Origin of the sequence: Terrabacter sp. Root85 (assembly GCF_001429185.1) — a bacterium.
Taxonomy (GTDB): domain Bacteria; phylum Actinomycetota; class Actinomycetes; order Actinomycetales; family Dermatophilaceae; genus Terrabacter.
Window position 1 is genome coordinate 1,081,379 of record NZ_LMIW01000008.1, and the last position, 22,429, is coordinate 1,103,807.

Here is a 22,429-nt window from a genome sequence, read left to right on the forward strand (position 1 = left end):
TGGTCCCCCTGCTGGGCGAACAGGCGGGCGCTGGCCCTTCCGATGCCACCGGGTGCTCCGGTGATGACGACGACGCGGGGACTCTTCTTGACTGCCATCAGATGATCTCCTAGTAGGGGTGCGGGGGCGCGGGCTGCGTGGTCACCGGGTGCGGGTCTGAAATCCTGGTGAGTTGACCCCGGCCTCCCCGAGACGGTGGGCGCTCTCCAGCAGCAGGGCGTGGACGAATGCCTGGGGGAGGTTGCCGCGTAGCTGGCGTTGCACGACGTCGTACTCCTCGGCGAACAGCCCGGGCGGTCCGAGGGCGGCGCGGTTACGTTCGAACCAGCGCAGGGCGTCCTCGCGTCGGCCCAGTTTCAACTGGGCCAGAGACATGAGGAACCCGCACAGGACGAAGGCGCCCTCGGCTTCGTGCAGGGGCCGGTCGGGTTGCTGGCGGAACCGGTACACGTATCCGTCGTCGGTCAGGTCCTCGAGGACCGCCGTGACGGTGGAGAGGTTGTGAGGGTCGTCGGGAGCGACCGCTCCGCGGATCGCGGGCAGCAGGAGGGCGGCGTCGACGGCGGCGTCGCCGGGGGAGCGTTGCCACCGGCCGGTGGGGTGGCCACAGTCCCGGTTCACCGAGGCGACCAGCTCGTCGGCCTGTCTGCGCCAGGACTCGGTGTCTCCCGTGTTCGCGGCGCTGGAGGGTGCCGCGGCGCGGAGCCCGGCGGCGCACATGAGTCGTGAGTGGGCCCAGCGGCGGTCGTCGATCTCCCAGATGCCGGCGTCGGGTTCGTCCTTCCGTTTCCCGATCGCCGTAACCAGGGTCGTGATCGCCTTGCGGCCGTCGTCGGTGAGTCGGTTGCGCCGATCGGCGGCCGCGAGGAGCAGCAGCGCTTCACCGAGTGCGTCGAGCTGGAACTGGTTGTTGACCCAGTTGCCGGTCCTCACGGGTGCGCCGGGGTATCCGGGCAGTGCGACCTCTCGCTGGTCAGGGACCGGTCCGCCGGCAGCGGTGTAGGCCGGGCGCAGGTCTGGTCCATCTTCCAAAACCCGTTCGGACACGAACCGGACCGCGCCATCGAGGAGGGTGTGATCCCCGATGGCGGCGGCTGCCTGGCCGGCGTAGCACTGGTCGCGGATCCATGCGTAGCGGTAGTCGTAGTTGCGTCCTTGGTCGGCGCGTTCGGGTAGCGAGGTGGTGGCGGCGGCGACCATGGCGCCGGTACTGCCGGTCAAGCCACGGAGCACGGCGTAGGAATGCCGGGACTCGCCGGTGGCCACCGAGATGCTCATGTCTGGGACATGGCCTCCCCAGGCCCGCTCGGTGCGGTCCCAAAGCTGGTCGGGGTCCGGCAGCTGGCGGGGTAGGGCGGTCTGGGAGAGCTCGAGGACCAGGTCGCGTGACTCGCCGGCCGGCACGACAAGATCGAGCACCAGGCGTCCGTCCTGGAGCTGCGCGTGCTCGGTAGCCCCGGTCCACCGGTAGTTCAGGTCGCCCGAGTGGCCGTGCCAGTGCCCGTCCTGGCTGCGGGCGACGGTCATCGCGCGGACGCCGAACTCGGCGCGCACCTCGAGGACGACCTGCACGTGCGCCACGTTGAGGGTGGCCTCGATCCGACGGAGCAGCACGACCCGTTCTGGCTCGCCGGGGAACGCGAGGGCCTCGCGGCACTCGGTCACGGCGTTGGTCGACACCCAGCGGCTGCGCCAGATCAGGCTGTCAGGTTCGTAGTAACCGCCCCACACGAACCGGTCGTCGGCAGGGCTGACGCCGTAGCCGCCGTGCCCGCCGATCAGGCTGGAGAACACTGCGTCGTCGTGCCAGGCCGGCGCGCACAGGAACACTATGTCGCCACGGGGTCCTACCAGGGCGCCGCGTTCGCCGTCGGCGATCAGCGCGTACTGGCGCAGAACGTGGGGGGTGGGTCGGACGAGGTCGCTGGGCAAGCGTCGGGTCATGGCGCGACGATCAGGGCTTGAGGTGCGGCCTGCTTGATCCGTGTGGTCAGCCAGGTGAGCTGCCGGGTGGTCTCGGCGGTGCTGGAGGTGGCGATCTCGAGCAGTTGGCGGTCACGTAGTCCTTGGGCGCCCTGGGCGATCACGGTCCAGGTGCTGTGCACCAGGGTGGCGAGCAGGTGCAGGTCCTGGAGATCGCGCAGGAGCCCGATCTCGCCCTCGCGGGTGCTGGTCAGGGCGTCGGCACGTAGTCGCTCGGGTTCGTCGACGTCGTCCTGCTCGCCGTAGCGCTCGACCACCGGAGCGAGGTCCTCGCGGTGTCGCTCGCTCCAGCCGGCCAGGGTGTGGCAGGTGTGGAAGACGTCGGCCTGCCGGGCGTGACCGTCGGCGACGGCTCGCAGGGACTCCGCCAGGGTCCTCTCGCTGTGGTCGACGAGAGCAACGTAGGTCGCGAGGTGCGGCATCAGATCTCCTGGGAAGGGTCGAGGGCGTAGTGCGGGGTCTCGTCGAGCACATGGCTCGACGTCGCAGCACCGCCGCCGGTGGCGGGCGCGCGGGTGGGCGTGCCGGGAGCAGGAGCAGAGGCCGTGTTGGTGGGAGCCGGCGCGGGGCCCTCGCCTGCTCGCAGCCGGGTCACCCGGCAGGCGGCGGTCTTGAAGGTGGGTTGTTTGGAGACCGGGTCCCACACGGTCATCGTGAGCTCGTTGGCTGAGCGGTGTTCGGCGTCGGTGAGGTCGTCGGGGTCCCAGTGTCCGTAGTGGAACGGCGCGAACACCGCGCCCGGCGTCACCCGCCCGATCCGAGCGCGCACCTCGATCGCGCCCCGGGGCGACTCGACTCTGACCCAGTCGCCTTCGTTGATGCCGAGCTCGGCGGCGTCGGTGGGGGAGAGCTCGACCCAGGCATCGGGCGCGGCCTGGTTCAGCGATCGCGCACGGCCGGTCTTGGTGCGGGTGTGGAACTGGTAGACGGTGCGTCCGGTGGTGAACAGCAACGGGTAGTCGTCGCCGGGTGTCTCGTGCGCCGGTGTGTAGGGGGCGCCTTTGAGGAAGGCGCGGCCGCCCGGTGCCATCGCCCGGTGCTCCTGCTCGCTGACCGCCCCGCCGGTAATCAGGTCGTGGCCGTAGGTCTCGCAGTAGTCGGTGTCGGTGGGGAAGACGCCGTCGGTGTAGAGACGGTCGGTGCCGTCCGGGTGCTCGGCGTTGGCCGGCCATGGAATGCCTGAGGGGCCGCGCAGCTTCTCGTAGGACAAGCCGGTGTAGTCGACCGGGCGTCCGGCAGTGACAATAGCCCAGGCGTCGAACGCCTCCTCGGCGGTGCGCCACTTGACCACGGGCGCGCCGTCGCGGTCGGTGAAGCCCATCGAGTCGGCGTACATGAGAAAAATGTCGAGGTCGCTGCGCGCCTCACCCGGTGGCTGGACGGCCTGCTCAGAGAGATGGACGACTCGATTGACGTTGGTGAAGCATCCCGTCTTCTCACCCCACCCCGCTGCCGGCAGTACGACGTCGGCGAGCTGGGCGGTCTCGGTGAGGAAGAGGTCCTGGACGACGGTGAAGCACTGGTCGCCGGCCAGGATTCTGCGGATTCTGGCGGACTCGGGCATCGAGACGGCAGGGTTGGTGGCCGAGATCCACAAGAACCCGATCGACCCGGTTTCCGCGTAGGACATGATCTGCATCGCGTGGGTGGGCGGGGCCCAGTGCGGCACCGTCATCGCGTCGACGTTCCACGCATCAGCCAGCTGCTGGACATGTTCCGGGTTGTCCCAGTTGCGGAAACCCGGCAAGTCACCGTCCGCGCCGCACTCGCGGTTGTTCTGAGCGGTCGGCTGCCCGTTCATCTGCAGCACTCCGGCGCCGGGACGGCCGATCATGCCACGCAACAGATGCAGATTGTGCACCGCCACAGAGGCGGCTGTCGCCTGGTGCGACTGATAGAACCCTTGCAGCACCGTGGACAGCACACCGCTGCTCTCGCCGAAGACCTGCGCTGCTGCGCGCAGGTCGTCGGCTGCAACGCCGCAGATGTCGGCGACGTGCTCGGGTGTGTACGGGTCGACTGTTTCGCGGAGCTCGTCGACGCCGATGGTGTGCTCGCTTACCCACGCGTGGTTCACCCAGTCATGGACGAACAGCTCGCGCACGAGCCCGTTCATCAGGGCCAGGTTGGTGCCCACGCGCGGAGCCAGATGGACACCGCCAGTACGTATCGCCTCCTCAGCGACCGCGGTTCGCCGGGGATCGACACAGGCGATGCGGGGCGGGTTCTCGCCACGTGTGCGGTCGAGGATCCGGGTCCAGAGCACGGTCTGGGTCTCAGGCATGTTGTGGCCGTAGAGGAAGATCGCGTCGCAGTGCTCGATGTCGGTGTAGGAGCCAGGCTGCCCGTCGGCGCCGAACGATTCCTTGAAGGCAGCCGCGCTGGTCGCGGTGCACAGGCGTGTGTTGCCGTCCATGTGGGGGGTCCCGAGCCCGGCCTTCCCGATCACCGCGAGGGTGTAGTACTCCTCGAGGAACAGCTGGCCCGAGGTGTAGAAGCCGTGACTCAGCGGACCCTTCTCGTCCAGGAGTCGCTTCGACACCTCGACGATGCGGCCCATCGCGGTGTCCCAGTCGGTCTCGACCAGTTCGCCGTCCTTCCGGATGAGGGGCCGGGTGAGACGGTCGGGAGAGGAGGCCCACGGGGTGCTGCCGTACAAGCCCTTCGGCCCAAGGCGCCCGTGACTGACGGTGTCACCTGCTCGTCCACGAACCCCGACCATCCGGCCGTCCTTAACCGCGATGTCGGCGCCGCAGCCGTTGCTGCACAGCAGACACGCGGACTGCACCCAACGCTCCACGTCGCCCTCGGCGACGCCCTCCTCCAGATGAAGGTCCACGCGGGCCGGCCATACGGTTCCGCGTGGATGCGGGGTGCGTTCGCCCCAGATATCAGTGATCCGATCAACCATGGGGTCGTGACCTTTCCTTGTGACTCTTCAGCGGGAATGCCGACCGAGCTCACCTATATGCTTACCCGCATGTATGCTCTTAAGCAAGTAGCCGCAGAGTGAAGGAGCCAACTATGGGCAAGGCAGCCCCAGCCCCGGATCGGGCCACCGCGCAAGCGGCCGAGGCCTTCATCACTGCCAGTCGCGCTCTGGTCGGCATCGCCATCCGTTCGATCAACGCCGGATCCGCCGAAATCACGCTTCCCCAGCACCGCGTGATGGTGGTGTTGGCGGCAGACGGGCCACAGGGGATCAGCCAGTTGGCCGACCAGTTGGGCATCGACCAGTCGAATGCGAGTCGGCTCAGTGACCGGCTCCAGCGACTCGGGCTGATCGCCCGCCAACGGTCGAGCACGGACGGTCGAGCCGTCCACGTCCACCTCACGTCTTCCGGAGCGAAGCTCCTGAGAGAGGTGAATGCCTACCGACAGCGTGAGGTCGGGCGCGTCTTGTCCACCATGCCCCGGCGAACCGTCGAGGCAGCGGTGCAGGCACTGACCGACTTCAGTCAGGCGGCACGGGAGACCACAGAGCAGGAGTGGTCCGTGCATGAGGTTTGAGGGCTGCCGGGCTAAGGACTGATTCCTGCTCACCCCGTATGAGACTTTGAGGAGATGTCAACGATGGATTCGTTGCCGATGTGGCTCTTGTTCACGATCTTCGTGGCGTCAGCCGGCGTCATCTGGGGCGCCGGCATTCTCCTTTCGGAGACCACCGACACCCTCGATACACGACTGCATCTCGGCAGTGCGTTCGGAGGGCTCATCGTGCTCGCAGTGGCCACGAACCTGCCCGAAGTCGCGATCACGGTCAGCGCGGCGTTGGCGGGGAACGTGGACATCGCCGTCGGCAACATCTTGGGTGGGATCGCCATCCAGACGGTGGTGATTGCGGTGTTGGACATGTTCGGGAAGCACGCGCCGGACGCGAAACCGCTCACCTACCGGGCGGCCTCGCTCACGCTCGTGCTCGAGGCCCTCGTCGTCGTGGCCGTGCTCACGGTCGTCGTCGCGGGCAGCCAGCTGCCATCCAACCTCGTGGTCGCCCGGTTGACGCCGGACGTGATCCTGATCGCCATCTTGTGGGTGATCGGGCTGTTCCTTGTCCAGCGCGCCGGCCGTGGCCTGCCTTGGCACCAGGGGGGAGAAGCGCCTGATGCGACCCCGCACCCGCGAGGGCATCGCACACGTCACCGAAACCACTCACAGGCGGCGGAAGCCTCAGGATCGGAGAAGGGACCAGATCCCCATCACCCGTCCACCCGCCGTACCGTTGCCCTGTTCGCAGCAGCAGCCGTGGCCACGTTGGTCGCCGGCGTGACACTCGAGAAGTCGGGCGAGGCGGCGTCCTCACAGATCGGGCTCACCGGCGTCCTTTTCGGAGCCACTGTGCTGGCCCTGGCGACCTCACTGCCCGAGATCTCCACCGGCCTTCAGGCGGTCCGTCAGGGCGACGACAACCTCGCGATCAGTGACATCTTCGGCGGCAACGCCTTCCTGCCCGTGCTCTTCCTCGTCGCAACCGTCATCTCCGGCGCCGCGATCCTGCCGCGCGCACACGCCAGCGACATCTACCTCACCTCACTCGCCGCCTTGCTCACCCTCGTCTACGCGGTAGGACTCATCTTCCGGCCGCAACGGCGCGTCCTTGGCATGGGCGTCGATTCGCTGAGCGTGTGCGTGCTGTACCTCGTTGGACTTGGCGGACTCATCGCCATCGCACGATGACCTCCAACACAGGCGCAACGATCGATCAGATGCATCTGACCGGAGGCACGCCACCATCGCATCGCCGACTTCGAGCTTCACAACCCCGTGCGGGGATCACGTGACAAGCGAGCATCTCCGGATTCCCGACGAGTTGGCGAATCTGTGCGTCGTCGACGTGGTGGTGCGACTGCCCAAGCTGATGCCCATCGACACGCGTGTGCGGGACGCGCGAGCCGCGTTGCGCGACGACCACGTCCACATGCTCCTGCTGACTGACCACGGGCGGCTGCGCGGCACTCTGACCAGTGGTGACATGCCAGATCATGCGGATGACATGGCCTTGTCACTGACGTATGCCGTGATCGAGGGCCGCACCGTGAGCAGCGACCTGTCCGCGGAACAGGCACGACTACTCATGATCAGTCGGGACCTACGGCGGATGGCGGTTGTCGACGCCGATGGCAGTCTTCTAGGTCTGCTGTGTCTGAACCGCAGGCATTCTGGCTTCTGCAGTGACGAGGACGTCCACGCGCGGGCGACCGCGCCATAGTGAAGACGAACGGTCGCCTCCCTCAACGCGCCTACGAGGAGAACCCCATGCAGAAGGAGTCACTGACGGCACTTGTCCGGCATCACCTGGAGACGGCATCGAGCCAATCCAGCGGCCGCAGCGCTCACACGATCTACGGCGGACACGAGCATGTCATGCGCCAGACCTTGATCGCCCTCCGTGCCGGCTCGAGATTGGACGAACACGAGAATCCGGGCGAGGCGACGGTCCAGGTCTTGCACGGCCGCGTCACCCTCATCGCGGGCGACGACAGCTGGAATGGATCACCCGGGGATCTGATGATCGTTCCCGACTCCCGGCACGCCCTTGAAGCGGTCGAGGACTCGGCTGTGCTGCTGACCGTCGCCCTGCGAAGCTGAGGAAGGACGGTCATCCCAAACGACCGGCGCACGTTGAGAAAGCGACGGGCGGCGACCGCGGGTCCTGTCCGATCGGAGGTGGACGCTTACTAGTCGGAAACCCCGTCAGAACGGCGCAGATCCGAGCCCCGGCGAGCAAAGCCGCGCGAGCCGGCCAGGAAGCGTCTTCGCAGGTCAGCACCATTTTCCGCGAAGAGCAGCAAGACAGGACCGCCTGCCTGCTCAACGTCAAGGGGTCGCAGGTTCAAATCCTGTCAGCCCGACCGATTGGGGCCTGACCTGTTCACGCAGGTCAGGCCCCGCTTTCGTCTTGGCGTCCACCCTCGGCCACGCCAGGCGGAACCTGCTCTGTGGGCCCAGTTTGGGCCCACCACGTCGAGAACGCCGTCCCCGCCTGGATCAGCGCCTCTGAGTCGGGGTGCAGGTATCGGCCGGTCACCGCGGGGTCCTGATGCCCCGCGACGCGCTGCAAGACGTAGAGCGGGACGCCGCTGTCAGCCATCCAGGTCAGGGCCGTGTGACGGAGTCCGTGGCGCACGAGCCCGTCGAGTCCCAGCTGGGTCACCACCTGGTCCCAGTTGGTTGCATCGCGAAGCGTGGCTGTCGTGATGACGCCACCGCGCGGGCCGGTGACCAATCGGGCCAGGGGCTCACGGCCCACCGTGAGTCGCTCCAACGTGGGTCTCACCGGCGCGATGATCGGGACCCGGCGACGGCGACGGCCCTTGGTCGCCTTCGTCACGAGGCCGCCGCGACCGGGATAGGTCTGACGCCTGACCTGGATCAAGCCAGTTGTCAGGTCGATGTCGCGCACCTGGAGCCCGGATACCTCGCTGAACCGCATGCCGGTGGTCGCGAGCAACGTGACCATGTCGCCCCAACATCGGTGGCCCCCCTCGTGAACCACGGCTGCAACCAGCTGGTTGAGAGTCGCCACGTCCGGAAGGGCGAGCTCGCGAGGGTTGACGTCGCTCTCGTGGCCGTGCGCTCGACCTGCCCGGGCCCGCCGGGCCCGGTCCTTGGCAGGGTTTCGCACGAGGAGGCCATCTCTCACGGCTTCGTCCAGGACCAAGACAAGCGCGGCCACGGTGTTCTTCACCGTGGACGCGCCGTACTCCGTCTCCCACTGGTCGATGGCGCGGTCGATCAACCCAGCCGTCAGCATGCCCACCGGTAGGTGGCCCAGAGTCGGTCTGACCCGTCGGCTCAGCCCCGCGGCGTAGGGGTCATAGGTAGAGGTCCGGTCGATGGTGCGCGCCCAGCGGTCCCCTAGGGAATCCACGTACGTGCTGAGCGTCTGCCCAGCGTCGACGCCGGTCTTTGCCGCTCGCTCGAGGTCTGCGATCCACCCCGCTCGCGCCTCAGGCGCGCTGAACGAGGCCTTCACCTGCTCCCGGTGGTGCGAGGTGGGGTGGGTCCACCGCACACGCGCCCCGTAGGAGGACTTGCGGACGCCGACCCGGGTCCAGGTCTCGATTCCCAATTGGGCGCCGATAGGCGGCCGTTTAGGCGCCTTCACGTGACCACCCGGTCGCCACAACGGATGGAGATCCACTCGTGGAGTGAGCCACGGGGGTAGCGGTAGACGTGGCCGATCTTGACGAAGCGTGGCCCAACCCCGTCGAGACGCCACCGTCGGACGGTCGACGGGTCCACCCGGAAGTGGCGAGCCACTTCCTCGGTCGTCATGAGCTCGTGCTGCTCCACGATCGACTCCTCTCAGGATCGATTGTGCGACCTACTGGCTCTGCGGGTCATTATCCGCCGGGTGCCACCCCGAGTCGGCCGCGCAGGTGCTCATGCCTCGCCTTGCCGGGGCGGGCCCACGCTGCCTCCCAACTAGGTCTACGCGGCGGAGTGACTCGCCTGGGCGCGCGTGCGCCTGAGGCAGGCACGCGCGTCTGAGTCCGGCTTGCGACAGGATGAAGGGTGACTAATGACGCGGTTATTGCCGCAGCGCTTGGATCGTTGGCCGGGGCACGACACGGCTACAACGTCGCCGTTGGGGTCGTGCCGGATGAGGCCGGTCTATACGCGTTCTACGGCGACGGACTAGCTTGGTCGTCGCTCGACCTCGCTCCTGCGTTCGACGGTCAGCCGCTCTATGTCGGCAAGGCGGAGAGAAGCCTCAATGGGCGCGATATCCGCACCCACTTCGCCGCGGGGAAGACCGGTTCGTCTACCGTTCGGCGCAGCCTCGCCGCCTTGCTGGCCGGAGAGCTCGCGCTGGTTCCCATACCGCGCAACGTCGCCAAGCCGGATCGCAGCGCCAACTTCGCCCTCGAGCCGCCCGGTGAGGCGCGGTTGAGCGACTGGATGCAACAACAACTCTCGCTGGCTACGTGGGTCAAGCTCGAGGGAGAGAGTCTCGACGTCATCGAGACGGAAGTGGTGCGCCAGCTGCGGCCTCCGCTGAATTTGGACAAGGTCGGCGAGCCGAGAGGGCGACTCCGAGCGGCCAGGAAGCGTTTGGCGGACGTCGCTCGTGCCTGGCAGCCCAGTGCCACGAATCCTGATGTGGACAGGTCAACGTCGACCTGGCCGTCTTAGCGAATTCGCGGCGATGTGACGCAGGTTGTCAACGCGCTCATCGAGGCATGATCGGACGGACTCCGATCCGTCGGCGACTGCTGTCAGCGGCGGTCGCGCTTCCTTCGCCGCTTCGGTTTGGCCTTCGGTGGAATGGCTGTGGGGGCACGATCGGGAGGGATGAGGCGCATCGCACGCGCGAGAGCGTCCACTTCCGGGTCGGCTTCAGGCGGGTGCGCTAGCCATAGGGTTCGTACCGGGAATCCGTTCTCGCTGAGGTGAACGCCAAGTGCTCGGTCGGCATGGTCTTGGTGCTTCTTGGCCCTGAGGTACTGATCCAGGTGCTCTCGGTTGTCCGACGTGTCTGGTCCGGTCGCGAAGATGTAAATCCAACGTCCGGTGTCATCCGTGCCGCCAGTCGTGAATGTGTGAAAGCCACCGTCGGCTCTGCTACTGGCCAGCGTGGCTTCGATGTTGGCGGCCATCTGGTCCTGGGATGCGGTCGAGTGCCCGTCCAGGTCTGACCCGACGCGCCACCACCCGGGCGCTCCGACGTTAGCCATGGCTTCGGTGACTTTCCGCAGGCATTCCGGCGGCGCGGCCCGTCTTGGGCAATCGGCGGGTTCACTGGATGACCCGTCCAAGTAGTAGTAATGCGCATCTAGGGGGTCGGTCATCGTTCCCACGATGGTGCGGCCTTGGTTGCGGTACTCCTTGCGCATGCGGGCTGTCGGAGGTCGGGAGCCGGGATGTTGGGCGTGGATTCGGTCCGGGTCGGGCACGAAGTAGAAACCTCCGCAGACGAACCACATGAGGATGTCGAGCTCATCGGAACCGGTGATCCACAGGGCCGCATCGCGGTTAGTACGGCGTCGCAGATAGGTCAGGAAGTGCTCAGGCCGGTCCAGCACGTGTTGGGTCACCAGCAGGTCGTGGACACTGACAACCCAGGGAAGATGGGCTTGGGGCAGAACACCGGCTCTGACCAGTTCCGATGTTGAGAGAGCGAGGGGTCCGAGGTCGTCGAGGCAGACGACGACTGAGTGGATTTCTTGGACGTCGTCCAAGTCCAACCACTGGCCGGTGTCGCGCCACAACCCGTGATGGGCCGTGAGCAGGGAACGGAGTCGGTCTGCTTGGGCTGCGGCGTCCTTGATGGTCTTGTCGAGGTCCCCACCGAGTTGGGAAACGCCGCCCTGGCGCGTCCGCGGACGCAAATCACCAGCCTTCACCTCAACGCACAGGGCGACGCCGTCCATGACCAACAGGCAGTCCGCCTCGGTCAGCGGGGCATCCCGATGGTTTGTCGACGCGGGAGATAGATCTTGCGGACCGCTGTTGTCTCGGTAGCGCAGATTGCGATGGATAACGGCCCTCTTGGCTAGAAGCATCTCCAGCGTATCTGCGACCAGGTTCTCGACGGCCTTGTCGCGAGCGCGACCGTACCGAGTCCAAGATGAGGTCTGCTTGATCGGAGCCTCGCAGACCCGCCGGATTTCATCGACAGCCAGCGCCCCCGGAAGTGGGAGGTATCCCCGGCTGGGGTCGTTGAGCACTGCGATCCCCGCCATGGGATTGCGACCGTCCACGAAGGCGCGCACAAGGTCGATCGCTGTTCGCCCGTCCGAGCCGATGCTGAAACGGTCAAGCACCTTCTTCACGACCACCGGCTCCCGGCCCGACCGGTCGCTGACCTCCTGAACCGATACTTGCTGCAGCTCCGACGGCGCCTGAAAAAGCGCTCGAACTGCCGCGGCTGCGACCGCATCCGGGGGACCGCCGGCTTGGGCTGCCCGAGCGACTGTGGCGTACGCCTGCTCCGTGCGGTGGGCGATGGTGTCGATCAGGGCGTCCCGCGTAGCCAAAACGTCCTCGTAGGTGAAGCCCAGCTCGTCTGAGAAAGTGCTTGCCGTTTGGGGAGTCCGCAGGACCACTTCATTGAGAGCCGTCGCGACTGACTGGTGTTGTCGTCCCCGAACCGACGTCTCGTGGCTGGCCAAGCGGAAGGCCATCGCGGTCATAGCCTCCGCGGCGACCCCGCTTGCGCCGAGTTGGCTGTAGCGGACGACACCGCTGATCGTTGCCAGCTGGACGACAACGGCTGCACTGCTCAACAGGTCAGGGATGATCTGTGCGGTTGGTACGCCTAGAGCTGGGTCCCGCGTCGGCAAACCCATGCCGAGCAGGCACAGAGCCACGACCTCCGCCGCGGCCCAAGAGTCAAGAAGGCTCGAGCCGCTCTCAGACCATAGGGCGAAATCGGCGGGCACCATATATCGGTGCAGCATGCTCATCACGTCGAACGCGTCATGGCCGCGCAGCGCGTTCTCAATTTCTTCTACGGCATGATCGACCACGGCTGGCGTGATGTCAGGAACCGGCTCTTCCCCCGGCGAGACCGGGCGCAATTGGCCCGCAAGGGCATCCATCTGGGCGGCCGTGGCAATGATCGCTTCCCGGCTCGCGGCAACCAGTGTCACTCGTCGGCCGTTGGGCATCTCAAGGACCGCTTCATGGACTTCTTGGAGGGCCGTGCTGGTCTCGGGACGGTCCATCCAGCGCGGCAGTCGTTGCGATGTTGTCACTACACCAAGGTCTCACCCACGGCTGACACCGGCGTGATCCCCGCGTGCGCAGGCAAGGACGACGATCGGCAGGTCCGCGCGGATCATCAGGATGAGCAGACGGATCACCCCCATAACCAGGATGACCGGGATCGACAAACGGCAAGAGCAAGGGCGGGCTCGCTCATCACAGGTGGTGCGTCATAGTGGGCGGAAGGGGCGCCCTCAGTGGGCGGAAGGTGGCGCACACTGTGGGCGGGATGGGCGCCCTTCGCGAGAGTGATGGTCGCTGGGGCTTCCGTACGACAAATGCGGTGTGATGTCGGGCAGCTCAGTTCACGGGTCTGCAATGCAGACCACGTCTGCCGTCAGCGGTTCCTGCCGAACGGTGGGTGGGAGTGCTCGCGCGACCTGAGTGGCGGCTGCTTGGGCTTCCCAGAGGGCGCTTGGAAGGTCCGGAACGTCGCAGATCCCGGCGGTGACCATGCGTCCTGCGAGGGCGGCAGTCAGGCGTCGGGCGTCCGCGTTCGCGTGTCGCGCGTGGACGAAGAGAGCTTTGGAGTCGAGTAAACGGCTTGCCCACGGCGTGGCGGTGGGTGTCACACTCGCCAGGACGCTCGCGCCGCGCAGCAGAGCTTGGTAGGTGGCTTCGGCATCCGGAGACGTTTGATGAGCCGGTCCGGTGATAGACGCCAGACTCGAGTAGAGGCGGCGTGACGCGTCGACGTAGTCATGCGAGGGCGGTGCGCCTGTGGTGGTCTGGGACCATGCCTTGGCCGCACCCTGGAGGGCCAGCGCCGATCGCCGGAGGCGTTCACGAACGTCTGATGTGGCACACGCCGGCGTCGTGGCCTTCAGGACGGCGTCCAGCGCGGCGTAGAGATGCACGCCCTGCCTGTTGACGTCTCTGAGTACTTCGACGCTCGGGACGCGAGCACGGAGCTCCGCGCGGACGGCCCGCGCCCACTGGTGGATCGCGAGATCGAGCACCTCCGCCTCGGTGAGAAGCTGGCGGGCGGGGGAGGGGGCGGCGACGTTCTGTAGCCCACTCAAGGGTGCGCCGTTCGGGAGCCGCTGGACCAAGGGCGACGCGTACCGCGCGATGGCCAGGGGCCGGTCGGCGATGGCAGGGTCGCACATGCTCAGGACTTGGGTTGCAGCAGCGGTGGCAACATCGAGGCACTCCTTCGCGATCGTCGCCGCCGACGCCGCCTGCAGCTCAGGAACGGCGGGGTCCATCCTGTTGAGGATGAGGAGGTCGGTGAGGGCGCCGACTGTGCACGCGAGTCGCGCGAGTGGGTGGTCGTCGTCGCTCGGTGAGGGGTGGATGGGCCCGTTGAGCGTGAGCTCGCTTCTAGGGACGCGGTAGCCGGTGTCCGTGGGGGCTGCCAGCAGTGCGCCGGCCCGGATGCTCTTCCTCGCTGCGGCTTCGCTGATCCCGAGGAACCGGGCCGCCTCGCGTGGCGTGTAGTCGGGTTGGTCGCCGACGGGTTGGAGCGGCTGGGGATAGTCGCGGAACGTCCGGTGCAGCGCGACGGTGTGGGCGTCGGCGGGTGACCATCCGACGCGTGCGCTCACGAGCTCGTGCAGCAGCCTGTAGATGCTCTGGTCGAACGATTCCCACTGCTGCCTGGACACTGGCTGACGGGATCGTTCGAGGTCGGCGAGTGTCAGACGGGCTCTCTCGAGCAGGTCGGTGGCGGTTGTCGTCATCGGTGACGCGCCTTGACGGTGCTGTGCGGGCGCCCATCAAGGTCTCGCGCGTTCTCCGCGAGGTCGAGGACGTGGGCTCGCCAGAACGCCAGGTCGCTGGGCGACTCTTCGGCAGTCAGCTGGTCAAGCGCCTCGCATGCTGACGTCAGGTGGGCGTGCAGGTCCCGCAGGGGAACGTTCGCAGTCGGTGGCATGGGGTCGAGGCCCGAGGCGATGAGCCGGATCGTCCCGGCCATGGCTGACCACGGGTCGAGCGGGTTCCCCTGAGCGCGGTCCGCGGCGAGGTCGGAGGCCGCTTGCAGCTCGGCGGCGGCGGTCTCGAGGAGTGTCATGGATGGCATGCGGTTCGACGCTCCCGGTTCAGATCAGGGATGGGGTGGCGGGGATAAGTGGGGTAGCGCGGGTAGTTGTTGGCGGCCGGCGCATCGCGTCCTCGAGGGCTTTGGCGTAGGCGTCGCGCGGGTTCCAGCCGTGGCGGGTCATCTCTGACGTCGAGTCGCGCAGGAGCTGGGCGCGCTCGGTCGGTGGCAGTTGGGCAGCGAGCGCAGCGATCGTGTCCACGGCATCCCGGATGGGGTCGTCGACGCGATCGAGCAGCAGCTGGACCAGCTGTCGCCCAGGGACGACCGTGCTGGGGACCTCCCGATCGTGGGCGTTGCTGGGGCGAGCGAAGAGGTCGCCCAGTCCGTTCGGGCCTCGGGCGGCCAGCCAGTCGGCAGGATCGGACCCGGACGGGAGTCGGCAGACCAGCACGGGGGCGCGCCGTTCGATGCAGGCGGCGTCGAGCCAACGAGTCGTGCCTTGCTGCCCGGCCGGGTCGCCGTCGAAGGCGATCCTCGGCGGCCTGCGGGTCATCGCCAGGACCTGCTCCACGTGGGTGGGCGACACCGCCACTCCGTTGGTGGAGCAGACTGCGACGCGCGATGACGCCTCGACGGCGGCGGCAGCGGTCGCCACGGCGAGGGCGTCGAGCGCTCCTTCGACGACGAGCACCTGGCCGTCGGGGGAGAGTGGGTGGTGGGTCGGTCGGTAGAGGACCTGGGACTTGTCGAACACGGGCGTGTGCGTCGGGTTGCGGTACTTGGGGGCGGCGGGGTGGCTACTGATGTCCCGGCCGATGAAGCCGCGGATCTGGTTGCCGTCGTTCGTGACCGGGATGATGAGTCGGTTGCGGTAGGTGTCGATGAGGCGTCCGCCGCGGGTGCGCATGGCGAGGTCCATGCCGAGGAGCTCGTCGTCGTCGACGCCCTGTGAACGGAGGTGGTCGGTCAGTGATGACCAGCCGTGCGTGGCGTGGCCGACGAAGTTCTGTCCCCCGAACGTGCGGGTGAGCGGTTCGAGGTCGATGCCGCGGCGGTGATGCAGGTAGTGCGTGGCGAAGCCGGCGCCGACGGGGGTGGCGAAGTGTTCCCAGGCCAGCTGGTTGATCTCGAAGGCGCGGCTAGTGGGGATGTCGGCCGTGGCCGGCTGGGGGACGGCTCGGAGGTGGGGTCGAGGTCGGACTACGGACAGCGACCGCTCACGGGACTGGTCGCCGTCGAGCTCGGCCACGGCTTCGAGGAAGCCCAGGCTGCGGGTGCGGCGGACGAAGTCGATGACGTCGCCGCTGGCGCCGCATCCGAAGCAGTGGAACCGGTCTGGGATGCCGTCGACCGAGAACGATGGCGTCGTGTCGTCGTGGAAGGGGCAGCAGCCGACGTAGCCGTGCCCGCGTTGGTGCAGCTCGATCCCGGCTGCCGCGACCACATCAGGGAGTGGGTGGCGGGCGCGGATCTCCTCGACGTCGACGGGGCGTCGTTGGACGTTCACAGCTGCGCCTCGACGACGTGGCGGGCGTCCTGGTCGGCGGAGTCCAGGGCGGCGCCGTAGCTGGCGACGAGCTGGGCGAAGGACTCGATGGACATGTGGATGTCGGTGTCCGTGGCGTGCGCGAAGGCGCGGTCGACGGCGGCGCGGGACGCGGTGGGGGAGAGGACGGCATACTCCTGCCACGTCGGGTCGTAGGCGTAGAGCAGGCCGTGGGTGGCCGTGTCGCCGTCGAGCCGCAAGGAGATCCGCTGGTTGCTGCGCGGCCCCCAGCGCATGCCGTAGTCGCGGTCGATGCCGCGGATGTTGCGGTGCTGGGAGTCGAACGCCTTCGGCCCGACCCACTGGATGGCCGGCTTCGGGGGTGGCGCCGCAACCCCGTGGGCGTATGCCGCCGCCCGAAGGTCCGTGATCTCGCTGGTGCCGGCGTCGAGTGCGGTCGTGATGCGTTCGGCGATGGCGAACGGGTCGTGCCCGGCGACCGGGGCGAGTAGCTGCCCGATGGTGTGGGCGTAGGCGTTGCGCTGGCCGAGGCGGTACCAGTAGTCGATCGGGTCGTGCTCCTCGACGTTGCGGCTCGCGTTGCGGGCCAGGGCCAGGAGCTGGTCGACGGTGGCGTCCGACGTGGGCTCGATCCTTGGCGTGGGGTGCGCGTTGGCTGACATGGCGGCCCTCCAGTGCGCGGGGCCTTCCCGCGCGTCTGGAAGGAGGACAGTCCGCGGGGGACACCATGTGTCCGCTCAATCGGACTGTGGCGCAGAGACTTTCGTGCTGGGCCATGGTGCGATGCGATCGTCGCGGTGACCGGCGACCGAGCACTGGGTCTTGGCTACGTGCTCGGAGAGGAAGACCTGCGCGTCGTGGAGGGCGCGGACGAAGTCCATGGCGGCGGTAGGGGAGGCGGTGTCGGCGTAGTCGGCGCGCTCGTGGTCGCGGAGCGCGGAGAGGATCTCCACGAGCGCGCCGTGTTGCGCCCAGCACGGAGGGATGATGCGTGGCTCGACAGCGAAGCGGCGCACCAGGTGACGCACCCACTCGTCGAGCTCCTGCATCCGGTCACGGGTTTCGTGCTCGGTGAGGGAGGGCCAGTGCACGGGTCCGCGGAGCTGGCCGAAGGTCCGCTCGAACGGATCCTCACCGAAGTCCAGCGCTTCGTCGGTCGTCACGGAGCAGGACTGTGCGGGCGGGTGGGTTGTCGTCGGCGCGAGCGTCAGGGGCTTGCCGCAGGGAGGCGATGATCGCAGCCGTTGCCGTCCTGCGGTCTGAGCGCCTCCACGTCGGGTGCGCGTCGATGAGGGCATGCAGCCTCTGGTGGTCCCGACGGCACAGGGGCACCAGGTCCTCGACCGGCTCGATGCCCAGACGCGCGTAGGTGACGTGGTGCAGGTGCCCGGCCTTCAGGGTCCAGCGTCGGCCGCACACCAGGCACGCAGGCTCCACGCCGGCGGCGGTCAGCCAGGCGGCATACCACTGCTTGCGCTTGTCGCTCCACGCGCGCGAGTTGAGGTACGCGTCGTAGGCAGCCCGGCGCGCCCGCCGGGTCCGTCGGGTCCGTCGGGCGGTGGGGTCAGGGACTGACGAGGCTCGCACCGCGAATCCTCTGCTCGAGATCCTGGCGCGCGGCAGTGAGGCTCTTGGCATCCTTGCGCTTGGTCCAGGGGCTCATGGTGAGCGCGATCGGTGGCGCCGAGCGCATGAGGAGCACAGCCGACCCGAAAGGCAGGGTCCGCAGCTCGGCCGGCGTCAGAATCGGCACCTCGCTCGTGGACGTCGAGGTCGAGTGTCGCCCGTCATGGCCGGTGCTGCGGCTGGTGACGTCTTTGGGTCGGGTGCCGATGAGCTTGGACAGGTCGTCTAGGTCGCGGGCGTTGGACCCGCCGCCGAGGATGAGCTTGACGATGGCGGCGTCCCAGATGGCCGACGCCGCGTGCTCGCCCCACACGGCTCTGGCTTGCGCCAGGGACTGGAGCACGACGGTCGTGGCGATGCCGGAGCCGCCGCCGTCGGACATGAGCGAGGCAAGCGAGGGGAGTGGGTAGTTCGCGGCCTCGTCGAGGATCATCGACAGGGGAGGGTCGAGGCGTGAGCCGGGGGAGCCGGCGGCCTTGCGCCGGGCGACCTCGAGGACGTCCTCGAGGAACGCCCCGACCAGACCCGCTGTCGCGGCGGCGCCGGTCGAGGTGCCGAGCAGGTAGACGGTGCCGTTGTTGGCCAGGACGTGCGCTGGGTCGAGCTGCTCGCCCTCGGCGGGGGAGACGGCATCGAGGACGCGAGGGTCGGCGAGGGCGGCGAAGGCGATCGAGACCATGGCCCAGACGGAGTCGCGCTGCCTGGGGTCGGCGCTGATGATGGAGTCGAGCCCTTGGTGCCACGCCTGCGCCGCGTGTGGGCTCGTGCTGAGGATCATGACCGCTTCGCGGGCATGGACCGCGGACAGCGACCACCGGTAGAGATCCCCCGCGTCGCAATGGCCAAGGGCAGCGGCGTGAAGAAGTGCGCGCACAGCCTGCTCGGCGGAGGACTGCCAGAAGTTCGCGTCTGTGGTGCCGGAAGCCGCGCCTTTGGTGAGCGCCTTGGCGCGGATCATCGCGACGTGCGGGTCCTCACAGCCGCGGATCGGTGACCATCGAGCTGTCGAAGGCACCCCGGGTGCGAGGCCTTGCGGATCGAAAACGGCCACTGGGCCAGCAGATTGCCGGGCGCGCAGTGTCGCTGTGATGTTGTCGGGACGGGTGCTCGTCGTTACCACTGCCCCGGGTGCGTCGAGGATGGCTGGGATGACGAGATGCAGGCCCTTGCCGGAGCGCGGCGGCCCCAAGACGACGGTGGAGTCCTCGACCGTGATGAAGCACTTGATGCCAGTGCTGAGCCCGACCGCGTGCGCGACGTCATGGACTGATGCCGCGGTGGTCGACGGCCGGAGCGTCTGGATGCGACCTTTGAGCCGACCTGCTCCCGCGGCACGAGCGATGTCCGAGCGGGTGGCCATGCCGGCGCGGTGGTGCCACGCCACCCGCTGAGTTCGTGCCCGGCAGCCGCGATGGATGGCGTAGGCCACGCCTCCAGCAGACAAACCGAGCGCGAACGCCAGGCACCAGAACTCTGGCGTGGAACCACCGCTATGGCCCCACGCGGCGGCTGGTTGATCAGGGTGCAGCAGAACAGATAGGACTCGACCGCCGGAGAACTTCGGAGCCGGGCTGCTGTGGAACCACGCTTGGAAGGTGGCGGCCAGCCACAGCAGCCCGCTCACACCAAGAGCCGTCGCCAGGGCGCCGAGCGCAGCGGAGTCGCTCGCGGGCAAGGGCCGTGATGCGTCGGTCATGAATCGCATAGGTGCCGCCGGGGGCACGATCGAAGGTGCGCCCTCGGCTGACGTAATCGGCGAGCCGAAAGGCGCAGTTCCACGCCGGTGTCAGCCCAGGCGACTGACACCATCGCTGTCACGGATGGACTTGGAAGGGCGGCCTGTTGGCGTCACACGAATTGCGGCCGGGCGCCGGGCGGCATGGGGCAGGCTGGATGACATGCCTGTCGTGTCGCTGCGTGCACCGGTCGCGTTGGCCCGCCCCGTTGATGACCTCACACCGCAGGGGGCTCAGAATCTGGTGTGGGAGCCGAAGTGGGACGGCTATCGCGCTCTGGTTGGGGGAGGTCGCATCTATAGCCGCAACGGCACCAACCTCACGCCCCTGTTCCCGGACCTCGCGCCTGTCCTGGCTGCGCGACTGCCCGAGGACCTGGTCCTGGACGGAGAGGTGATCGCGTGGGACCCGGTTGCCGGTCGTCTCGACTTCGAGGGGCTCCAGACTCGGATGACAGCCGGTCGGCGGATCCGCGCCGTCGCTGCGCGGCGGCCGGCGCAGCTGGTTGTCTTCGACGTCCTCGCTGCCGGGGGAGAGGATCTGCGGGGCCGTCCGTTGCGGGAGCGGCGTGCTGTGCTCGAGCATGCGTTGGGCGGCATTGCCTCGCCCATCGTGGTGTGCCAGCAGACGGACGACCTGCTCCTGGCGCGTGAGTGGTTCGGCACACTGACGGCTGGTGGCATTGAAGGTCTCGTCATCAAGGATGCTGTCAGCACCTATCCGAGGACGCCGGGTCAACGAGTCTGGTGGAAGGTCAAGGCCAGGCGGACGCTTGACATGCTCGCGATCGGGTTCACTGGCGACGGGGCGTCACCGACGGGATTGGTACTGGCCTTCCCTGGTGTCGTGGACGATGAGGGCCAGCCGGCCACGGCCGGGTCGACGACCTCGCTGTCCAGGACCGTCGGCAGATCCCTGGCCCCCTTGTTGCACCCCACTGGGGAGACGTTCCAGCGCACCTTCGCTTGGGGCTCAGCCGAACCCACGAGGGTGACGGTCGTCGAGCCGTTCGTCGTCGAGGTAGAGGCAGACGCGTCCGCCGCCGCGGGCGTGCTCCGGCACGCCGTGCGACTCCACCGAGCTAGACCAGACGTTGATCCCGCAGAAGCGCTGTGACCGGGCAAGCAAGGCAAACTTCATGAGCCCGCTCCCTGGGGCGGCAAGGTGTTGGCCGTAAACGCGCCATGAAGGGGGCGAGCGTAGGCGCCTTCAAGGCGGCATGACCGGACGTCTCGCAGAGACACCCCGAGGACCTGCGGCGAGGTACGTTCGTCGGGTGCCGACCGATGACAAGTTGCCATACGAGGTCGCGGGGAAGACCGTCTTCGTGACGCCGGGAATGCTTGAACGGCTGTCGTCGCCAGATGGCTGGGCCAGCCTCACCGTCGAAGAACTCGCCGAGGTGGGGATCCTCCCCGGCATGTCGCCGGTCGAAGAGGAGCCGCCGCGCGGGGAGTTCAGGCCCGCGAAGTAGCCCATGCACGGACGCGCGGCTGGCCCATCGATCTACCGGTCTGCGGCAATAGAGGATGTTCTCGTGACCAACTTCTGATGTGGTGGGTCGGCTTTGCCGCGTCGATGGTCCTGTGGTTGCCCGCCCTACGGACAAATCCGGTACCTGCGTTTCCCACCCGAGTGCGGTGGGGAGCTCGTCGACAATCAGCTGCTCGGCGAGATCGAACTGTTTTCGGACGTAATCGCCGACGTCGTCGGATTCCCCCTTCGACTCTCCCCGCGGCAGCTCGACCCCCTCCTCGGCGTTTCCTTAGACGCACGGCGCCAGCTCAGCAAGAGCGAAGAAAACCCGACCCCCACACCTGGGCCCCAGGCACGCACTGACTCGGCAGAGGCATGACCGCCTGGGGCGTCTGATCACCGCTGCACTACTGGGACAAACCGACGTTGGCTTTGTTGAGTGCGGCGATCATCTCGGTGCGCCAGTCGCGGGCGGAAGGCATCACCTTTGTGAGCGCGGACGAGACGTGGATGTGCCCTTCCTGCAGCGAGTACGTCGCGTTGACCCCGGCCGCGTTGAGGCGGTCGGCGTACCGCTGGCCGTCATCGCAGAGCGGGTCGTACTCGGCGGACATGATGTACGCCGGCGGCAGACCGGATAGGTCGCTGGCCAGAAGCGGCGAGGCGTAGGGTTGGGTGGCGTCCTCGGGGGCTGGCAGGTAGTACGGCAGCAGTTGTTCGATGGTGGTCAGGTCGAGGCCGTATCCGGTGGCGTTCCTGTGCATCGATGGGCTGGCGAGGGTGAGGTCGAGGGCAGGGACCTCGAGCAGTTGTAGGGCCAGCTTGGGTCCGTTTTCGTCTCGCAGTTTGAGGCACAGGGCGGCCGCGAGGTTGGCGCCAGCGGATCCGCCACCGACGCTGACCCGATCGACCTGGATCCCGAGCTCGTCGGCGTGATCGAACATCCACATGAGCGCCGCGTGGCAGTCGTTGAGCCCGGTGGGGAACTGGTGTTCCGGGGCTTTGCGGTACTCGACGGTCACCACGACGCAGTCCGCGCCGGCGCAGCGTTCCTGGCAGGTGATGTCGATGTACGGGGTGTGGATGGTGCCCGCGATCCAGCCTCCGCCGTGGATGTAGAGGTGAGCCGGGTGCGGCCCGTCGCCTTCGGGGTAAAAGATCTTGAGGTCGATGTTCCCGCCGTTGACGGGGATGGTCACGGTGCGACGGGACCGCACTGGCGGACCGGGCTCGGTGAACTGCTCGACCATCACAGCGGCGCCTGCGGCGTCCTGGGCGCGGAAGGCGGGGAAGTCATCGATCTGCTCGGGGACGGGCGGCAGGTTGGCGACGAGCGGCTCGAGGAACGGGTCGAGAGGCATGGCGGTGTGTCCTTTAGTTTGGGCTGGCAGCACGCGAACTGTC

At 67.7% G+C, this 22,429-nt stretch carries 20 protein-coding genes; 7 read left to right on the forward strand and 13 right to left on the reverse strand.

Going from position 1 to position 22,429, the window contains the following annotated elements:
- Positions 1-141: 141 nt before the first annotated feature.
- The 3 genes from ASE25_RS11480 to ASE25_RS11490 are packed head-to-tail and all read right to left on the reverse strand — an operon-like array spanning position 142 to position 4,894.
- Positions 142-1,944 (reverse strand): glycoside hydrolase family 15 protein, encoded by a 1,803-nt coding sequence (locus ASE25_RS11480; protein ID WP_056825420.1) that lies wholly within the window; start codon positions 1,942-1,944, stop codon positions 142-144.
- On the reverse strand, positions 1,941-2,405 hold the full coding sequence (locus ASE25_RS11485) for a hypothetical protein (RefSeq protein WP_056825422.1): 465 nt from the start codon (positions 2,403-2,405) through the stop codon (positions 1,941-1,943). Before ASE25_RS11485 ends, ASE25_RS11480 begins: the two co-directional genes overlap by 4 nt.
- The gene (locus ASE25_RS11490) at positions 2,405-4,894 is read right to left on the reverse strand and encodes a molybdopterin oxidoreductase family protein (protein ID WP_056825424.1); all 2,490 of its coding nucleotides are present in this window, start codon (positions 4,892-4,894) and stop codon (positions 2,405-2,407) included. Before ASE25_RS11490 ends, ASE25_RS11485 begins: the two co-directional genes overlap by 1 nt.
- Before the next feature lie 113 nt (positions 4,895-5,007).
- On the opposite strand from ASE25_RS11490, the gene ASE25_RS11495 reads away from it, so the two are divergent.
- The 4 genes from ASE25_RS11495 (at position 5,008) to ASE25_RS11510 (ending at position 7,572) form a co-directional block, all read left to right on the forward strand.
- On the forward strand, positions 5,008-5,493 hold the full coding sequence (locus ASE25_RS11495; RefSeq protein WP_056825425.1) for a MarR family winged helix-turn-helix transcriptional regulator: 486 nt from the start codon (positions 5,008-5,010) through the stop codon (positions 5,491-5,493).
- A gap of 63 nt (positions 5,494-5,556) precedes the next feature.
- Positions 5,557-6,660 (forward strand): sodium:calcium antiporter, encoded by a 1,104-nt coding sequence (locus tag ASE25_RS11500; protein ID WP_056825770.1) that lies wholly within the window; start codon positions 5,557-5,559, stop codon positions 6,658-6,660.
- A gap of 100 nt (positions 6,661-6,760) precedes the next feature.
- Positions 6,761-7,192 carry a CBS domain-containing protein gene (locus ASE25_RS11505; RefSeq protein WP_056825427.1) on the forward strand — a complete coding sequence of 144 codons (432 nt, stop codon included), beginning with the start codon at positions 6,761-6,763 and terminating at the stop codon, positions 7,190-7,192.
- Positions 7,193-7,239: 47 nt separating this feature from the next.
- Positions 7,240-7,572 carry a cupin domain-containing protein gene (locus ASE25_RS11510; RefSeq protein WP_056825772.1) on the forward strand — a complete coding sequence of 111 codons (333 nt, stop codon included), beginning with the start codon at positions 7,240-7,242 and terminating at the stop codon, positions 7,570-7,572.
- A gap of 292 nt (positions 7,573-7,864) precedes the next feature.
- Here ASE25_RS11510 and xerC read toward each other — a convergent pair whose 3' ends face one another.
- Both xerC and ASE25_RS11520 read right to left on the reverse strand, forming a co-directional pair.
- On the reverse strand, positions 7,865-9,055 hold the full coding sequence (gene xerC, locus ASE25_RS11515; RefSeq protein ID WP_056825429.1) for a tyrosine recombinase XerC: 1,191 nt from the start codon (positions 9,053-9,055) through the stop codon (positions 7,865-7,867).
- Positions 9,056-9,087: 32 nt separating this feature from the next.
- Positions 9,088-9,279: a helix-turn-helix domain-containing protein gene (locus ASE25_RS11520; RefSeq protein WP_056825431.1), complete on the reverse strand. Its 192-nt coding sequence runs from the start codon at positions 9,277-9,279 to the stop codon at positions 9,088-9,090.
- A 222-nt stretch (positions 9,280-9,501) separates the two neighbouring features.
- Between ASE25_RS11520 and ASE25_RS11525 the strand changes: the two genes are divergently transcribed.
- Positions 9,502-10,122: a GIY-YIG nuclease family protein gene (locus ASE25_RS11525; protein WP_157623393.1), complete on the forward strand. Its 621-nt coding sequence runs from the start codon at positions 9,502-9,504 to the stop codon at positions 10,120-10,122.
- Between the two features lie 83 nt (positions 10,123-10,205).
- On the opposite strand, the gene ASE25_RS11530 is transcribed toward ASE25_RS11525, so the two are convergent.
- The 7 genes from ASE25_RS11530 to ASE25_RS11565 all read right to left on the reverse strand — a co-directional run bounded on the left by ASE25_RS11530 (position 10,206) and on the right by ASE25_RS11565 (position 19,509).
- The gene (locus tag ASE25_RS11530; RefSeq protein ID WP_056825435.1) at positions 10,206-12,656 is read right to left on the reverse strand and encodes an NERD domain-containing protein; all 2,451 of its coding nucleotides are present in this window, start codon (positions 12,654-12,656) and stop codon (positions 10,206-10,208) included.
- Positions 12,657-13,001: 345 nt separating this feature from the next.
- A complete protein-coding gene (locus ASE25_RS11535) occupies positions 13,002-14,378 on the reverse strand; it encodes a helix-turn-helix domain-containing protein (protein ID WP_056825436.1) in 1,377 nt (458 codons plus the stop codon).
- The gene (locus ASE25_RS11540; RefSeq protein ID WP_157623394.1) at positions 14,375-14,719 is read right to left on the reverse strand and encodes a hypothetical protein; all 345 of its coding nucleotides are present in this window, start codon (positions 14,717-14,719) and stop codon (positions 14,375-14,377) included. Before ASE25_RS11540 ends, ASE25_RS11535 begins: the two co-directional genes overlap by 4 nt.
- A gap of 19 nt (positions 14,720-14,738) precedes the next feature.
- Complete coding sequence (locus ASE25_RS22765) at positions 14,739-16,187, reverse strand: CHC2 zinc finger domain-containing protein (RefSeq protein ID WP_056825440.1); 1,449 nt, start codon at positions 16,185-16,187, stop codon at positions 14,739-14,741.
- On the reverse strand, positions 16,184-16,849 hold the full coding sequence (locus tag ASE25_RS22770; RefSeq protein ID WP_056825442.1) for a hypothetical protein: 666 nt from the start codon (positions 16,847-16,849) through the stop codon (positions 16,184-16,186). Before ASE25_RS22770 ends, ASE25_RS22765 begins: the two co-directional genes overlap by 4 nt.
- A 75-nt stretch (positions 16,850-16,924) precedes the next feature.
- The gene (locus tag ASE25_RS11555; RefSeq protein WP_056825444.1) at positions 16,925-17,350 is read right to left on the reverse strand and encodes a hypothetical protein; all 426 of its coding nucleotides are present in this window, start codon (positions 17,348-17,350) and stop codon (positions 16,925-16,927) included.
- A gap of 401 nt (positions 17,351-17,751) precedes the next feature.
- A complete protein-coding gene (locus tag ASE25_RS11565; protein WP_056825774.1) occupies positions 17,752-19,509 on the reverse strand; it encodes a TraM recognition domain-containing protein in 1,758 nt (585 codons plus the stop codon).
- 202 nt (positions 19,510-19,711) lie between these two features.
- Here ASE25_RS11565 and ASE25_RS11570 point away from each other — a divergent pair, with 202 nt between their 5' ends.
- Positions 19,712-20,665 (forward strand): hypothetical protein, encoded by a 954-nt coding sequence (locus ASE25_RS11570; protein WP_056825447.1) that lies wholly within the window; start codon positions 19,712-19,714, stop codon positions 20,663-20,665.
- A 160-nt stretch (positions 20,666-20,825) separates the two neighbouring features.
- Positions 20,826-21,023 carry a hypothetical protein gene (locus ASE25_RS11575; protein WP_056825450.1) on the forward strand — a complete coding sequence of 66 codons (198 nt, stop codon included), beginning with the start codon at positions 20,826-20,828 and terminating at the stop codon, positions 21,021-21,023.
- 409 nt (positions 21,024-21,432) lie between these two features.
- Here the strand turns inward: ASE25_RS11575 and ASE25_RS11580 are convergent, their stop codons facing one another.
- Entirely contained in the window at positions 21,433-22,386 is a 954-nt protein-coding gene (locus ASE25_RS11580) for an alpha/beta hydrolase (protein ID WP_056825452.1), read from the reverse strand.
- Positions 22,387-22,429 lie beyond the last annotated feature (43 nt).

Excerpts from the sequence above, each read along its gene's own strand:
- ASE25_RS11495 (WP_056825425.1), top strand. The coding sequence starts at position 5,008 with ATGGGCAAGGCAGCCCCAGCCCCGGATCGGGCCACCGCGCAAGCGGCC.
- ASE25_RS11500 (WP_056825770.1), top strand. The coding sequence starts at position 5,557 with ATGGATTCGTTGCCGATGTGGCTCTTGTTCACGATCTTCGTGGCGTCA.
- ASE25_RS11510 (WP_056825772.1), top strand. The coding sequence starts at position 7,240 with ATGCAGAAGGAGTCACTGACGGCACTTGTCCGGCATCACCTGGAGACG.
- ASE25_RS11530 (WP_056825435.1), bottom strand. The coding sequence starts at position 12,656 with ATGGACCGTCCCGAGACCAGCACGGCCCTCCAAGAAGTCCATGAAGCG.
- ASE25_RS11570 (WP_056825447.1), top strand. The coding sequence starts at position 19,712 with ATGCCTGTCGTGTCGCTGCGTGCACCGGTCGCGTTGGCCCGCCCCGTT.
- ASE25_RS11540 (WP_157623394.1), bottom strand. The coding sequence starts at position 14,719 with ATGCCATCCATGACACTCCTCGAGACCGCCGCCGCCGAGCTGCAAGCG.
- ASE25_RS11485 (WP_056825422.1), bottom strand. The coding sequence starts at position 2,405 with ATGCCGCACCTCGCGACCTACGTTGCTCTCGTCGACCACAGCGAGAGG.
- ASE25_RS11480 (WP_056825420.1), bottom strand. The coding sequence starts at position 1,944 with ATGACCCGACGCTTGCCCAGCGACCTCGTCCGACCCACCCCCCACGTT.
- ASE25_RS22770 (WP_056825442.1), bottom strand. The coding sequence starts at position 16,849 with ATGTCAGCCAACGCGCACCCCACGCCAAGGATCGAGCCCACGTCGGAC.
- ASE25_RS11535 (WP_056825436.1), bottom strand. The coding sequence starts at position 14,378 with ATGACGACAACCGCCACCGACCTGCTCGAGAGAGCCCGTCTGACACTC.
- ASE25_RS11580 (WP_056825452.1), bottom strand. The coding sequence starts at position 22,386 with ATGCCTCTCGACCCGTTCCTCGAGCCGCTCGTCGCCAACCTGCCGCCC.
- ASE25_RS11490 (WP_056825424.1), bottom strand. The coding sequence starts at position 4,894 with ATGGTTGATCGGATCACTGATATCTGGGGCGAACGCACCCCGCATCCA.
- ASE25_RS11565 (WP_056825774.1), bottom strand. The coding sequence starts at position 19,509 with ATGACCGACGCATCACGGCCCTTGCCCGCGAGCGACTCCGCTGCGCTC.